Origin of the sequence: Blautia pseudococcoides, assembly GCF_001689125.2 — a bacterium.
GTDB lineage: Bacteria > Bacillota > Clostridia > Lachnospirales > Lachnospiraceae > Blautia > Blautia pseudococcoides.
On record NZ_CP015405.2, the window covers coordinates 3183318 to 3198571 of the forward strand.

Annotated in this window: 15 protein-coding genes; 2 read left to right on the forward strand and 13 right to left on the reverse strand. The window is 47.3% G+C overall.

All coding sequences use genetic code 11. The features are described 5' to 3' along the window. Positions 1-97: 97 nt before the first annotated feature. From groL to A4V09_RS15220, 7 genes are all read right to left on the reverse strand, one after another. The gene (groL, locus tag A4V09_RS15190) at positions 98-1723 is read right to left on the reverse strand and encodes a chaperonin GroEL (RefSeq protein ID WP_065543098.1); all 1626 of its coding nucleotides are present in this window, start codon (positions 1721-1723) and stop codon (positions 98-100) included. A 94-nt stretch (positions 1724-1817) separates the two neighbouring features. After that, positions 1818-2102, reverse strand: coding sequence for a co-chaperone GroES (locus A4V09_RS15195; protein ID WP_065543099.1), 285 nt, complete (start codon positions 2100-2102; stop codon positions 1818-1820). 393 nt (positions 2103-2495) lie between these two features. Further along, positions 2496-3287: a GTP-sensing pleiotropic transcriptional regulator CodY gene (gene codY, locus A4V09_RS15200; RefSeq protein ID WP_018596076.1), complete on the reverse strand. Its 792-nt coding sequence runs from the start codon at positions 3285-3287 to the stop codon at positions 2496-2498. Positions 3288-3882: 595 nt separating this feature from the next. After that, positions 3883-5973 carry a type I DNA topoisomerase gene (topA, locus tag A4V09_RS15205; protein WP_065543100.1) on the reverse strand — a complete coding sequence of 697 codons (2091 nt, stop codon included), beginning with the start codon at positions 5971-5973 and terminating at the stop codon, positions 3883-3885. Between the two features lies 1 nt (position 5974). Further along, on the reverse strand, positions 5975-6853 hold the full coding sequence (dprA, locus tag A4V09_RS15210; protein WP_065543101.1) for a DNA-processing protein DprA: 879 nt from the start codon (positions 6851-6853) through the stop codon (positions 5975-5977). 5 nt (positions 6854-6858) lie between these two features. Beyond that, positions 6859-8385, reverse strand: coding sequence for a YifB family Mg chelatase-like AAA ATPase (locus A4V09_RS15215; protein WP_065543102.1), 1527 nt, complete (start codon positions 8383-8385; stop codon positions 6859-6861). A gap of 201 nt (positions 8386-8586) precedes the next feature. Further along, positions 8587-9435, reverse strand: coding sequence for a helix-turn-helix domain-containing protein (locus A4V09_RS15220; protein ID WP_065543103.1), 849 nt, complete (start codon positions 9433-9435; stop codon positions 8587-8589). A 128-nt stretch (positions 9436-9563) separates the two neighbouring features. On the opposite strand from A4V09_RS15220, the gene A4V09_RS15225 reads away from it, so the two are divergent. Further along, a complete protein-coding gene (locus A4V09_RS15225) occupies positions 9564-9788 on the forward strand; it encodes a helix-turn-helix domain-containing protein (protein WP_065543104.1) in 225 nt (74 codons plus the stop codon). Between the two features lie 98 nt (positions 9789-9886). Further along, entirely contained in the window at positions 9887-10513 is a 627-nt protein-coding gene (gene sigK, locus A4V09_RS15230) for an RNA polymerase sporulation sigma factor SigK (RefSeq protein WP_065543105.1), read from the forward strand. Here the strand turns inward: sigK and A4V09_RS15235 are convergent. From A4V09_RS15235 to A4V09_RS15260, 6 genes are read right to left on the reverse strand one after another with little or no spacing between them, the layout of a single operon-like run. Then, on the reverse strand, positions 10481-11722 hold the full coding sequence (locus A4V09_RS15235; protein WP_065543106.1) for a peptidase U32 family protein: 1242 nt from the start codon (positions 11720-11722) through the stop codon (positions 10481-10483). The two genes, sigK and A4V09_RS15235, sit on opposite strands and share 33 nt — an antisense overlap. A 16-nt stretch (positions 11723-11738) precedes the next feature. After that, the gene (locus A4V09_RS15240; protein WP_065543107.1) at positions 11739-12380 is read right to left on the reverse strand and encodes an O-methyltransferase; all 642 of its coding nucleotides are present in this window, start codon (positions 12378-12380) and stop codon (positions 11739-11741) included. Positions 12381-12394: 14 nt separating this feature from the next. Further along, positions 12395-12934 carry an endolytic transglycosylase MltG gene (locus A4V09_RS15245; protein WP_065543108.1) on the reverse strand — a complete coding sequence of 180 codons (540 nt, stop codon included), beginning with the start codon at positions 12932-12934 and terminating at the stop codon, positions 12395-12397. A 16-nt stretch (positions 12935-12950) separates the two neighbouring features. Beyond that, positions 12951-13289, reverse strand: coding sequence for a YlbF/YmcA family competence regulator (locus A4V09_RS15250; protein ID WP_018596065.1), 339 nt, complete (start codon positions 13287-13289; stop codon positions 12951-12953). A gap of 4 nt (positions 13290-13293) precedes the next feature. Next, on the reverse strand, positions 13294-14961 hold the full coding sequence (locus tag A4V09_RS15255; protein ID WP_029470224.1) for a ribonuclease J: 1668 nt from the start codon (positions 14959-14961) through the stop codon (positions 13294-13296). 23 nt (positions 14962-14984) lie between these two features. Then, the gene (locus tag A4V09_RS15260) at positions 14985-15251 is read right to left on the reverse strand and encodes a DUF1292 domain-containing protein (RefSeq protein ID WP_065543109.1); all 267 of its coding nucleotides are present in this window, start codon (positions 15249-15251) and stop codon (positions 14985-14987) included. Positions 15252-15254 lie beyond the last annotated feature (3 nt).

Genomic DNA, 15254 nt, shown 5'->3' on the forward strand with positions numbered 1-15254 from the left:
CCTCCTTAGGTATCAGCTTTTGCTTATAAGTCTATCACAAAGAAATGCCGGTGTCCATATGACACCGGCATAAGAAATGTGAATTTTCTATTATATATTACATCATTCCCATTCCGGGAGCACCGCCTGCCGGCATAGCCGGTGTTTCTTCTTTGATGTTGGAAACAACAGCTTCCGTTGTCAGCAAAGTACCTGCAACACTTGTTGCGTTCTGCAGTGCGCTTCTTGTAACTTTTGTAGGATCCAGGATACCTTCTTTTACCATATCCACGTATTTCTCGTTTAATGCGTCAAAGCCTACACCTGTCTCGGCTTCTTTTACTTTGTTGATGATCACAGAACCTTCCAGGCCTGCATTTGCTGCAATGTGGTACAGAGGAGATTCCAGAGCTTTCAGAACTACTCTTGCGCCTGTCTTCTCGTCTCCTTCCATTCCGGCGATCAGTTTCTCAACTTCTTTGGATGCATGGATGTAAGCAGATCCGCCGCCTGCGATGATACCTTCCTCAACAGCTGCTCTTGTAGCGTTCAGAGCGTCTTCCATACGCAGTTTTGCTTCTTTCATCTCCGTCTCCGTAGCAGCACCTACACGGATAACTGCAACGCCGCCAGCCAGTTTTGCAAGTCTTTCCTGTAATTTCTCTTTATCGAATTCAGATGTTGTCTCAGTGATCTGATGTTTGATCTGAGCGATCCTTGCATCAATATCAGCTTTGTTGCCTTCGCCGTCAACGATAATGGTGTTTTCTTTCTGAACTTTAACAGATTTTGCACGTCCTAACTGCTCCATGGTAACATCTTTTAACTCCAGACCCAGTTCGTCAGAGATAACTGTACCGTTTGTCAGGATCGCGATATCCTGCAGCATTTCTTTTCTTCTGTCGCCATATCCCGGAGCTTTTACAGCAGCTACGGAGAAGGTTCCTCTTAATTTATTTACGATCAGAGTTGTCAGAGCTTCGCCCTCAATGTCCTCTGCGATGATCAGCAGTTTCGCACCAGATTTAACGATCTGCTCTAAGATCGGCAGTAAATCCTGGATGTTGGAGATTTTCTTATCTGTGATCAGGATATACGGATCGTCCAGAACTGCTTCCATTTTGTCCATATCTGTAGCCATGTATGCGGAAATATATCCTCTGTCAAACTGCATACCTTCTACCAGGTCCAGCTCTGTCTTCATGGTCTTGGACTCTTCGATGGTGATAACACCGTCGTTGCTTACTTTATCCATAGCATCTGCAACCATTTCTCCCACTTCATCATCACCTGCGGAGATAGCTGCTACTCGTGCGATCTGGTCTTTTCTTTCAATCTTACCGCTCATCTGCTGAATGGCATCAACTGCAACTTCTGTCGCTTTCTTCATACCTTTTCTTAAAATGATGGGATTAGCCCCTGCTGCCAGGTTCTTCATACCTTCATTTACCATTGCCTGTGCCAGAACGGTTGCTGTTGTAGTTCCATCACCAGCTACATCGTTTGTCTTGGATGCAACTTCTTTGATCAGCTGTGCACCCTGATTTTCAAATCCGTCTGCCAGCTCGATTTCTTTTGCGATAGTCACACCATCGTTTGTGATAAGCGGAGCGCCGAAGGATTTATCCAGAACAACGTTTCTTCCTTTCGGTCCTAAAGTTACGCGGACAGTATCAGCTAACTGATTTACACCACTTTCAAGGGCAGCTCTTGCTTCTGCACCGTATTTGATTTCTTTTGCCATGATTCGATTCCTCCTGAAATTAAAAAATGTCTATTTCTGTTTTCTGGTTTTATTCATGTTAATAGAGAATCTGTAAAATCTTCCCTGCTGCCTGTTATTTTACAACAGCAAGGATGTCACCCTGTTTCACGATGATGAACTCTTCATCGTCCAGCTTTACTTCTGTACCGGCATATTTAGAGTAGATCACCTGATCGCCTGCAGCTACTTCCATTTTAACTTCTTTGCCGTCGATCACTCCGCCCGGTCCTACTGCTACAACTTCTGCCTGCTGCGGTTTTTCCTGTGCCTGGCCCGGTAACACGATTCCGGATTTTGTGGTCTCTTCTGCAACCAACTGTTTTAATACAACTCTGTCTCCTAATGGTACTAATTTCATATCTATTGCCTCCTTTTAAATTCTCTGCTTGTTATTAGCACTCATTTGATTCGAGTGCTAACCGTTAGTCATATATTAGTGAATCTGGCGCATTTCTGCAACTTCTTTCATCTCCAAATAATCAAGTCATTACTAATTATTTCTTTTTTTTACTCGATTATTCTCTTGTTTTCTCATCTTTTTAATTTTCATTGAATTTTATATTTATTTTAGAATCTTTATATTTTCGCATGAAATCCCCATCCAATGGGATGATCCATAGCAAAAGTTTAGCCAAAACCCGCCCTCTGCATACAGTTTTTCCCATAAAAATATAAAAACCCAAAGAAAACCGGAGGTTATTTCCTACTATATGAATAACCTCCGGTTTTCTTGCCCTAAATCACGGTTTAACTACTGCTTTTTTACCAGCTTGCGCTTTTTGATCTCTTCCAGCTCATCAAAAATCACTTCATTGAGCACTTTGATATATGTTCCCTTCATACCTGAAGACCTGGACTCAATAACGCCAGCGCTCTCAAACTTCCTCAGCGCATTGACGATCACAGAACGGGTGATCCCCACTCTGTCGGCGATCTTACTTGCCACCAAAATCCCCTCGTCCCCATCCAGTTCATCAAAAATATGGATAATCGCTTCCAATTCTGAGAAAGAAAGCGTATTGAACGCAGATTTCACTACCTGAATTTTCCTGTTCTCCTCTGCATTCTCCTCATGTACAGAGCGCATCATCTCCAGCCCCACAACAGTTGTGCCATATTCGCTCACAATAATGTCCTCGATATCATACCCCTTCTGATCCCTGTACATAAAAAGGGTACCCAGCCTCTCACCTGCAATATCAATCGGACTGATAATTGCCATATACTTACTGATGTTCTCTCCTTCAAATCCCAATGTCTGAAGATTCACATTCTCCTTTGTCGACAGCACGCCAAGCAGACGCTCATTGAGCAGTTTATCAATATAACCGCCCACTTCACTGTCAATCAATTCCGTAATCTCCTCCACACCCGGACAGGTACCTACACCAAGCACCTTTCCTTTCCTGCTGATAACCAGGATATTGGAGTCTAAAGTCTCCACCATCACCTCACAAATATCGTTGAACAGCACCTTAGAAGAATTGTTGTTATGAAGCAGTTTGTTAATCTTTCTGGTTTTATCCAATAACTGTACGCTCATAGCGACCTCCTTTCACTCTATTCCTACAGAATATAACCGCTAATTTCTATTCTCTATATCCTTTTTTATTTTAACACACAATTATTCTGAAATCAATGTATGATTTTTTTATTTTCTGTCTATTTATCTCTTTCCCACAAACTTAACTTTCAAAACAATTGAAATTTCCCCGACTTCCCTTTCTTTCCCCGCCTGTCAGATACTTTCCCCTTTTCTCCAACTCTTCCCCCATCCACAGACCTTTTCTCACTAAACTACTCCCCGCCCGCAGGTTTTCCTCACTACCAGATACCTGCCGCACAAAGTCCCTGGAGGGCATTGGAGGCAGATGGCTGGATGGACTTATGGGAAAAAGCGGGAAGAATGGGTGATAGAATTTGCTTCACAAAAGCAAATTCTAAGGATAGTTGAGCAGACAAAACATCAGTTTTGTCTGCGGTTCTATCCGGTTCACCCATTCTTCCCGCTTTTTTCCATTAGTCCATCCCCATCTGCCGACTGGCCTCCAGGGACTTTGTGCGGCAGGTATCGTCCGCCTTAGACAATCCCCCCGCCCAACCACAAATCCAATTCGACAACATTCAGCCCCCAACTCCTATGCCTCCTGCTGCACCTCCTCCTTCTTCCGCACCATCACAAACCCACAATGCTCATCCGCACAAACAACCTTATTCCCCTTCTCCAGCATATACCCTCCGCAATTCGGGCACTTCTCCTTAGAAGGCTTCTGCCATGACATAAACTCGCATTCCGGATTATTCTCGCACCCATAATACCGGCGCCCTTTCTTACTCCTGCGGAGCACCACATCCTTCCCGCAAACAGGGCAGGGCACTCCAATCTTCTCCAGATAAGGCTTTGTATTCCTGCAGTCCGGAAATCCGGGACAAGCCAGGAATTTCCCGTGAGGGCCATATTTGATCACCATATTCCGCCCGCACAGATCACAGATCACATCTGTCACCTCATCCTCTATCTTGACTTCCTCCAGTTCCTTCTCAGCCGTCTGCACTGCATCCTCAAGGTCAGGATAGAAATTCCGTATCACAGTCTTCCACTGCACGATCCCTTCTCCCACACTGTCCAGCAGTTCCTCCATGGTGGCAGTAAAATACACATCCACAATACTGGGGAAAGATTTCTTCATAATATTGTTAACGACTTCGCCCAGCTCCGTCATATACAGATTTTTATTTTCCTTTGCCACATACCGCCTGGCAATAATGGTGGTGATGGTGGGCGCATAGGTACTTGGACGTCCAATCCCCAGCTCCTCCAGAGCTTTTACAAGGGCAGCCTCCGTATAATGTGCCGGCGGCTGTGTAAAATGCTGCTGTTCATGGAAGCCCTGGAAAGAAAGCTCTGTGCTCTCATCCAATCCCTTAGCCAGGAAGGCGTTCTCTGTCTTTTCCTCATCCTCCTGCACATAGACAGCCATAAAACCGTCAAATTTCAACTTGGAGGCAGCCATCGTAAAATAATACTCCCCGCCCTTGATCTTCACAGACGTAGTCTCGTATTTGGCATTCTGCATTCTGCTGGCTGTGAACCGTTTCCAGATCAGCTGATACAGCCTGAACTGGTCCCTGCTCAAGGATTCTTTCAGGGAAGCCGGCGTCCTTGTAATATCTGTGGGACGGATGGCTTCATGGGCATCCTGGATTTTTTTCTTCTTGTCATCCTTCTTCTCCTGGGTCAGTGTGTAATCCGGCCCGTACTGAGAAGTAATGTACGCATGGGCGGCTGATTCAGCCTCCTCAGAGATTCTGGTGGAGTCTGTACGCAGATAGGTGATAACACCCACGGTACCGTTCCCCTTAATGTCTATTCCTTCATAGAGCTGCTGCGCCAGGCGCATAGTCTTCTGCGTGGAAAAATTCAGCACCTTGGACGCTTCCTGCTGTAAGGTACTGGTCGTAAAAGGAAGAGGCGGTTTTTTGCTTCGTTCGCTCTTCTTTACCTCAGCCACCTCATAGCTGACGCCCTCAAGTCCTTCCAGTATCTTGTCCAGTTCTTCCCTGGAACCAATGCTCATTTTTTTGCTTTTATTTCCATAGAATTTGGCGATCAGGGGTTTCTTTTCCCCTTTTACGGCAAACTCCGCGTCCAGTGTCCAGTATTCCTCCGGAATAAATGCATTGATCTCATCCTCCCGGTCACCGATGATGCGCAGGGCCACGGACTGTACACGGCCTGCACTTAATCCTCTTTTTACTTTTGCCCAGAGTACAGGACTGATCCTGTAACCTACCATACGGTCCAGCATTCTTCTGGTCTGCTGTGCATCCACCAGGTTCATATCAATATCGCGGGCCTCTTTAATAGAAGCTTTTACTGCGGTCTTGGTTATCTCGTTGAATGTGATCCTGCGCATTTTCTTCTCGTCCAGTTTCAGCGCTTTGGACAGATGCCAGGAAATGGCTTCCCCCTCACGGTCAGGGTCAGTTGCCAGATATACCTTGTCCGCCTTTTTAGCAGCCTTGCGAAGCCCCGCCAGGATATCCCCCTTTCCCCTGATCGTTATATATTTAGGTTCGTAATCATTCTCCACGTCGATTCCAAGCTGGCTTTTGGGAAGATCCCGCACATGTCCATTGGATGCCATGACCTCATAATTTGAACCGAGAAATTTCTTGATTGTCTTCACTTTCGCCGGTGATTCCACAATCACTAAATATTTCGCCATCTCAACCTCCCGTTCTGGCATAATAATTTTTGACTGGCTCTGCTACAAGCCCCTTCAATTCCAGTTTCAATAATATTTCCTGAATTTCCCCAGGATTTAGTTCTACCTGAAGGAAAATCTCTTCCAGATATTTTGGCTTCAAATCCAGACAACTATACACCATTTCTTCCCGGCTTGCAAGCCTAAAGTTTGATTTTGCTTCCAAATCTGCTTTTAATCTATCTGAAATCTGAAGTTCATTAAGAATAATATCTACGGAATTAGCAATGCCTGCACCTTCAAAAATCAGGTTGTTGCATCCCTCACTGAGCGCGTCTCCCAGACGCCCGGGAAGGGCATAGACGCTCCGCCCCTGCTCCAGCGCAAAGTTCACTGTGATCAGGGAACCGCTTTTCCTTCCCGCTTCTATGACCAGCACCAGATCCGCCAGCGCACTGATGATCCGGTTCCTTCTGGGGAAATGATAGGGAAGGGCCGGTGTCTGGGGTTCATACTCAGAAAGTATGCCTCCCCGGATCGGAATCCTTCTATATATGTCCATGTTCTGCCTGGGATAACAGATATCCACCCCACTTCCCAGAACCGCGAATGTTTCCCCGCCCCCGTCCAGGGCACCTCTGTGTGCCCAGCCGTCCACCCCCCTGGCCATACCGCTTATGATCTGGATTCCGTACCTTGACAGCTCTTTTGCAAAATAATATGCCTGGGAACTGCCGTAACTGCTGCATCGCCTGGCTCCCACAATTGCCACACTCTTTTTCCGGCTGTCAGGAAGCTTTCCCTTCACATATAAATATTCCGGCATGTCCTCAAAATGTCTGAGCTTATCCGGATATGCCCTGCCCGTTTTCGGACAGCAGAAAATTTTCTCTTTTTCCATGTACTTTATACCTTCCTTTTCTCCAGGCCCCTGTAGCAGACCGCCTCACTGATCTGTGCCTCCTTGATTTCCTCCTCACCGTCCAGGTCCGCAATGGTACGTGCTGTCTTTAAAATCTTATGATAGGCCCTGGCACTTAAATTCATCATTTCGTAAGCTTTTTCCAAAAGACGCCGGCCTTCCCGGCTGACACTGCAGTATTTCTCCACTTGTTTCCCGGAAAGTTCCGAATTATAGCAGATACCCAGCCCCTGATAACGGTCCTGCTGTGTCAAAAACGCTTTTTCTACCTCTTTCCTAAGTTCTGCCGAACTCCGGCCTGTCTTACCGCCGGAAATCTCCCGGTAAGTCATACAGGCCGCTTCTGCGCAGAGGTCAATTCTATCCAGTATGGGGCCGCTTAATCTCCCCGCATATCTGCTGATATCCCTGTCTGTACAGGTACACCGCTTCAGATCCGGATACCTGCCGCAGGGACAGTGGTTCATGGCAGCCACCAGCATACAGTGCGCCGGAAACTCATAAGAGCCCCCGGTTCTGGCGATCATCACCTTATGCTCCTCCAAAGGCTGTCTCAATATTTCAATAGAATTGTGGGAAAACTCGGGAATTTCATCCAGAAAAAGAACCCCTCTGTGGGAGAGTGTGATTTCCCCCGGCCTTGGGATCCTGCCGCCTCCGGCCAGCGCCTGGGGAGAAATGGTATGATGAGGTGAACGAAAAGGCCTTGCGGACAGAAAGGGCTGGTCTTCCGACAAAAGCCCTGCAACACTGTAGATTCTGGAAACTTCCAGACTCTCCTCCCTGGAAAGCTTTTGCATAATGGTGGGAATCCTGCGGGCGATCATAGTCTTGCCCGCCCCCTGGGGACCGGTCAGCAGCAAGTTGTGAAACCCGGCTGCCGCGATCACTGCCGCGCGTTTCACGGTTTCCTGTCCCTGTATTTCCCCAAAATCCACATTGTAAACAGGTTCGGAGAACTCCTCGTTCCCATACGGCGTCTGTTTCCTGACACCCCACCTCTCTTTTCCTGACGCATCCAGAAAATCCTGCAGGGATTCCACCCCCAGAACCCTTATCTTTCCTGTTGCCAGCGCCTCCCTGCAGTTACTTTTTGGCACAATGCAGAGCCAGCATCCCTTTTGCGCCGCTGTCTCCGCCAGAGGAAGGATTCCTCTTACCCGGTTTACCCTGCCGTCCAGACCCAGTTCACCGGCCAGCATGACACCCTTTAGTTTCTCCTTCTCTATGTAGCCAAAAGCTGCCAGGAGTGCTGCCGCAATGGGCAGGTCAAACCGGTTCCCCTCCTTCCTCACATCCGCCGGCGCCAGATTCACAGTGACCCTTTTGGGCGGCAGGCTGATCTTTGTATTTCTGATCGCTGTCCTCACCCGCTCCTGGGCCTCCCTGACCTGGGAGGACAGATACCCAACCATATTAAATACAGGCAGGCCGCTGCTCACATCCGCCTCCACCCGTACAGGGACGCAGTCCACCCCGCAGATCGCTGCCGACATCACACTGCTGAACATACAGATACTCCTTTCCCCCGCAGCAGGCAGAAATACCCCTTTCGGTGCGGGCATAAACATTTTTAATTTTAAAATATAAGTTTTGAAATAACGGTGGAATCACCTGGAAAGAAACGCGGGAACCCGCTTTCTGACTTATCCTTACTGTATCACATTTTTTCTTCCTGTGCAATGAAAAGAAGAGAGGAATCTCCCCTCTTCTTATTCTTTGATACAGCTTTTCCTGTACTCCTTCGGTCCCATACTGCACTTCTCCTTAAAAATATGGGAAAATGCCAGTGCATCCCTGTACCCCACCCGGGCAGCAACCTCCCCGATGGTATACTCTGTATCCCGCAGCAGTTCCTTTGCCCTGTCCATTCTCACCTGGAGAAGATACTGCTGAGGGGGACATCCTATTGCACTTCGGAACTGCCTGGTAAGACCGCTCCGGTTCATTCCGTATTTTTTTGCTATCTGCTCGACTTTCAGATTCTGCTCCATATGTTCCTTCATATATGCAGCGATCTCCTGTATTTCCATTAACCTGTCATTTCCCGCCGTGTACGGAATCTGCCCCTTGGAATCCCTGTGGTCTTCAATCAGGTCGATCCATATTTTCGTTATGCGGCAGTTCTGTTCCAGACGTTCCACATACCCGGCATCCTCTGACTCCAGCATACCCCGCACTGTTTTTATCAGTTCTGTCATACAATTGACGAGATGGAACGGGGCGTCCTCAAAAAAGCCTGCCTCCCTGGCACACTCCGCCACCTGGGCACCACAGGAACAAAGACGGATATAATAGAAGAAACCCTGCGCATTCCCTGCGGCTTTCACATCCCTTTCCGGAAAGACGGCCAGCACATTTCCTTCGGCCGCTTCATATTCTATTCCACCTGCCGTTATACTTCCACGCCCTTTGGTTATGATATATAAAGCGTATTCCCCGCTTCCTGTCCGGTACGTTTCTATGTCCTGCCCCAGGCAGTTCCATTCCACAGACCGCAGACTTATGCTGCCCTGTACACTGTCTTTGTCCTGCTGCTGACTTTTACTATTTCCGCCCATATAAACAGCCCTCTGCCTTTACTCTTTTTCCTAAGATTATAGGTCAATTTCACCCTAGAGTCAATAGGTCACAGCGCCATAATTGATTATCAATGGAAAGCCATAAAAGAAAGAAATGGAGTGTATCAATGAAATCCAGATTAAAAGATTTAAGAATGGAAAAAGGATATACACAGATCAAAATGCAGCATCTGACCGGCATTGACCAGAGTGACTACTCTAAAATTGAAAATGGAAAACGCTATTATACCTTTGAACAATGCAAACGGATCGCCCTGGCGCTGGATACCAGTATGGACTATCTGGCAGGCCTTACAGACGATAAAAAACCTTATCCCAGACGCACAAACTGAATTTTTGGGCAGCCTACCCGTCCCTAAATGAGTGGGAAAAGCACAATTTGACGGATTTGCACATAGACTATAATTAAATCCCTTTGAGGTAAAGCTGCTTGAAAACATTTCTTAAGCCCTTGACTTCCGAAGAAGAGAAATATTATCTTCAAGAATACAAAAGGGGCAGCCAGGAAGCTAAAAATATTCTCATAGAGCGCAATCTGCGCCTTGTTGCACATATTGTGAAAAAATATCAAGGGGTTGAGGAAGATTTAGATGATTTGATTTCAATTGGAACCATTGGGCTTATCAAAGCCATCCATACATTCAATGGGGAGAAATCTAACCGTCTCTCCACCTATGCTGCGCGCTGTATTGACAATGAACTGCTTATGCTGCTGCGTTCCAAGAAAAAGACCAATAAGGAAGTTTCCCTCTACGAACCAATCGGTACAGACAAAGAGGGGAATGAGATAAATCTTCTGGATGTGATCGAGAATGAACCTGTAGACGTGGTGGATCATTATTCCCTGAAAGAAGATATCAAAAAGCTCTACAGCCTCCTGGACCAGGTCTTGAACGAACGTGAGCTGGAGGTTCTGAAACTGCGGTACGGACTCTACGGGGAAAAGGAACTGACACAGAGGGAAATAGCTAAGCGGCTGAATATCAGCCGCTCTTATGTCTCCCGTATTGAAAAAAATGCTGTCCTAAAGCTCCGGAACTGCTTCCTTCCGTCTTAAAATGTCGTACAGATCAAGCCCTTCACCCAGGTCTACATGCAGAATCTGCTGGGGATGCGGGGCGCTATCACAGGAATTCCCTTCCTCATCATATATAGCTTTCACAACCACCGGGCGGTTCTCTCCGTCCGGTTTCATGACCTCTATGGTCTCTCCCACGAGGAATTTATTCCTCTGGGTGATGCGGTACAGCCCTTCCGGTGTCTTATCCTCCAGATATCCCAGATAGGTGTAATCCTTGGCATAGGTATTACTGTCATATATCTGCGCTGTCTCATCCGGTTTGCCATAGAAAAATCCTGTGGTAAACTGTCTGTAGGTACAGCCCATGATCTGTTCCCGGTACCATGGCATATTCTTTTTGTAAAGCTCCGGGCTGTCAAAATAGTCATCTATGGCTTTTCGGTAGGTCCTTGCCACCGTTGCCACATACAGGGCTGTCTTCATACGCCCCTCTATTTTCAGGCTGTCTATTCCCGCTGTGAGAATATCATCCATATGCTCGATCATACACAAATCTTTGGAATTGAAGATATAAGTCCCTCTCTCATTTTCAAAGACAGGCATATATTCTCCCGGCCTGGTCTCCTCCACAATGGAGTATTTCCAGCGGCAGGGATGGGTACATGCCCCCTGGTTCGCATCCCTTCCTGTAAAGAAATTGCTCAGCAGGCATCTTCCCGAATAAGAGATACACATAGCACCATGGATAAAGGTCTCTATCTCCATATCCCCCGGAATATGGGCACGGATCTCCCGGATTTCCTCCAGGGAAAGTTCCCTTGCACATACCACGCGCTTTGCTCCCAGATCATGCCAAAACCGGTAAGTGCCATAATTGGTATTATTAGCCTGTGTACTGATATGCCGCTCGATTTCCGGGCAGACTTCCTTTGCGATCATAAAAACACCGGGGTCTGAAATGATCAGCGCATCCGGCTTTATCTCTCTTAATTCTTCAAAATATTCCCGCACACCCTCCAGGTCCCTGTTGTGGGCCAGGATATTGGCAGTCACATACACTTTCACCCCATATCTGTGGGCAAACCCCATACCCTCTGCCATATCCTTCATGGAAAAATTCCGGGCTTTTGCCCTCAGTCCAAATACTTCACCGCCGATATATACGGCATCCGCGCCGTAGATAACAGCAATCTTCAGGACTTCTAAGCTGCTGGCGGGAATCAGTAATTCTGGTTTTTCTCTCATTTTCTTCATCCTGTTTTTATTTCTTTATACTCAAAGTCACTCCATCTCCCAGAGGCAGAATGGACGTTTCCAATTCTTCATGGTTCTTCAGCACATAGAGATACTCCCGCATCCGCTTATAAATGGTACGGTCCCTGCGCTCCACGGCAAAATGGGACTCTATTAAATCCCCATCCTGAAGCACATTGTCAGATACCAGGATTCCCCCGGATGGCAGAAGTCTTAACACCTCGGGCAGAAAATGGATATACTGTGCCTTGGCAGCATCCATAAAAATAAGATCAAACGGCCCCTCAAGGGTTTTCAACACCTGGGCAGCATCCCCGCAAAGCAGGGTGATCTGCTCTTCCCTTCCGGCCCGTCTAAAATTTTCCCGTGCTATGGGGATCCGTTTCTCATAGTTCTCTATGGTGGTGATCTCACACTTTGCCGGCGCATATTCGCTCATCAGAAGTGTGGAGAACCCAACAGCAGTCCCCACCTCTAAAATGAGGCGGGGACGTTTTATCTGAAGCAGTACTTTCAGGAAACTCTGCATCTCCCTGCGGATAATGGGCACCCTGTCCTCCCTGGCTTTTCTTTCCAGTTCATTGAGAAAGGGGGTGTTGCCCCGGTCCAGGGAATTGATATAAGTTACCATTCTCTCATCAACGATCACTTTTACTTCCTCTGCTATTCTGCCTGCTGGCCTTCCTGTTCTTCACCGGTACCGGCCTCTTCACCTTCTCCGGTATCTCCGCTTTCCTGCTCTGTACCGTCTCCCCCGGTTGCCTTGGAGGTGTCCTGCACAGCAGAATTGCCGTCTGTACCGGAGCCCTGGGTGGGCTGGCCATCCACATTTTCACGGGACAGGATCGCCATCATATCATCTGCCGTCATATTGGTATTCAGAATATAGGTACCTGCCTGCAGCTTGTCCTTATAATTGGACAGCTTTTCCTGCACCACAAAGACCTTTGCATCCTCGATCAGCCCTTTTTTCTTCAGGATCTTGCCGATCTGATAAACAGAGGAACCATCCTTGATCACCACGGTGATGTCTGTTCCCTCCCCCTCAGCCACAGGAACTTCATTAAAAATCGCATATCCGAAATCATAGGCAGATTTGCCCACAAAAATGACGGCAAATACAATACAGGCATAAACTGCCAGCCTGAAAAAACCACTCGCCATAATAGATGCCGCACCCTGTTTTCTGATTCCTTTTGCCATGTTGTTCTCCTTATTCTTAAAGATCCGGAATATCCAGCTGTATTCCCTGATGGATGGACGCATCAATACTTTGAAGCTGTCTGCACAGCGTAAGCTCCGCTTCTAAAAAACGGTTTACCTCCGGTATCCTGCACAGCTCATCCATCTTGCTGTCTACATCATCAATCGCATCATAGAGATTGATCTCATCACCTTCCGCCTGAATCTGATAATTCAGCTTGCGCAGTTCATCTACCTGTTCTTTCAGCCCCGGAATTGCCTTGATCTCCTCCAGAGCCGTGCAATACTGCTTGTAGACAACACCGTTCTTGATCGCATGTACCAGCTTGTCCACGCAGACGTCGATTATACTCATTTTCCTAAGCCTCCATGATAATCGGCAGGATCATGGGGTTTCTCTTAGTTCTCTTCCATAAGAATTCACCCAGGGAGTCCTTGATGACATTCTTTATTTTGCCCCAGTCTGTTATATGCTTATCCAGGCACACATCTATGGCGTCCTCCACCACGATTCTGGCCTCATCCATCAAATCTTCGGATTCCCTCACGTACACAAATCCCCGTGAGACAATATCCGGTCCTGCCAGAAGACGGCTGGAACGCTTCTCCAGAGTCAGCACCACGATCATGATACCATCCTCTGCCAGATGCTGGCGGTCACGCAGCACGATATTTCCCACATCACCCACGCCAAGTCCGTCAACCAGGATAGCGCCTGTGCGCACTTTGCCTGTAACTTTGGCTGGCTCCTCCTCATTCAGCTCCAGCACGTCGCCGGACTGCAGGATAAACACATTTTCCTTGGGGATTCCCAAATCCAGGGCAAGTCCTGCCTGGGCTTTCAGATGACGGTATTCACCGTGCACCGGAATGGCATATTTTGGTTTTACCAGGGAATAGATCAGTTTGATCTCTTCCTGGCAGGCATGTCCGGATACGTGGGCATCCTGGAAGATAACATCCGCACCTTTCATGCTCAGTTCATTGATAACCTTGGATACTGCCTTTTCATTGCCCGGAATGGGATTGGAACTGAAAATGATCGTATCATTTGGTTTGATGGTCACTTTTTTATGAATACTGGCTGCCATTCTGGAGAGGGCTGCCATGGATTCGCCCTGGCTTCCCGTGGTGATCAGCGTAACCTTCTCATCCGGGTAATTCCGAAGCTGGTCAATCTCGATCAGCGTCTTGTCCGGGATCTTCAGATACCCCAGCTCAGAGGCCGTGCCGATAACGTTTACCATGCTCCGGCCCTCCACAGCCACCTTCCTGCCGTATTTGTAGGCAGAATTGATGATCTGCTGCACCCTGTCCACATTGGAGGCAAAGGTTGCGATAATGATCCTGGTGTTCTTATGTTCCGCAAATATATTGTCAAAGGTCTTTCCAACCGTGCGCTCAGACATGGTAAATCCCTTGCGCTCCGCATTGGTACTGTCGCACATCAGTGCCAGTACACCTTTCTTTCCGATTTCCGCAAACCGCTGCAGGTCAATGGCATCTCCGAATACAGGCGTGTAGTCCACTTTAAAGTCACCGGTATGCACCACGATTCCCGCTGGGGAATAGATCGCCAGTGCGGACGCATCCTGGATGCTGTGGTTTGTCTTGATAAATTCTATACGAAAGCAGCCCAGATTAATGGACTGTCCATGTTTGATCACTTTTCTCTTGGTACTTCTGAGCAAATTGTGCTCTTTAAATTTATTTTCGATTAATCCGATCGTAAGCTTTGTTGCATAGATGGGTATATTGATCTCCTTCATTACATAAGGAAGTGCACCGATATGGTCCTCGTGGCCATGGGTGATAACGAATCCTTTGACTTTGTCAATATTGTCCTTCAGATAAGTGATGTCCGGTATCACAAGGTCAATTCCCAGCATATCGTCCTCGGGAAATGACAGACCGCAGTCCACTACGACAATACTGTCCTCATATTCAAAGGCAGTAATATTCATTCCTATCTGTTCCAACCCGCCCAAAGGAATGATCTTCAATTTTGAGTTGTTGTTTTTTTTCAAGTTAATTCCTCCAATTTCTCCGTTCAATTTTCAAATTCAATGTCCTCTAACATGGCCTCAAAGACTTTGTAAACCGCATCGTATTCCGTGTCGTCCTCCACGAACACGTAGCAGCCTTCTTCGTCGCCATCCTCTGAAATGTCCTTTAAAATATATGCTGCCGCCCCTTCATCGTCCGAATCCTCAGGGTCCACTACCAGCAGATATACGCTTCCGTTCACTCTTGTCTGTTCCAGAATCCCTAACTCCAATTCTGTTCCGTCTTCTCCATCAAAAATAATTGTCTCCATACA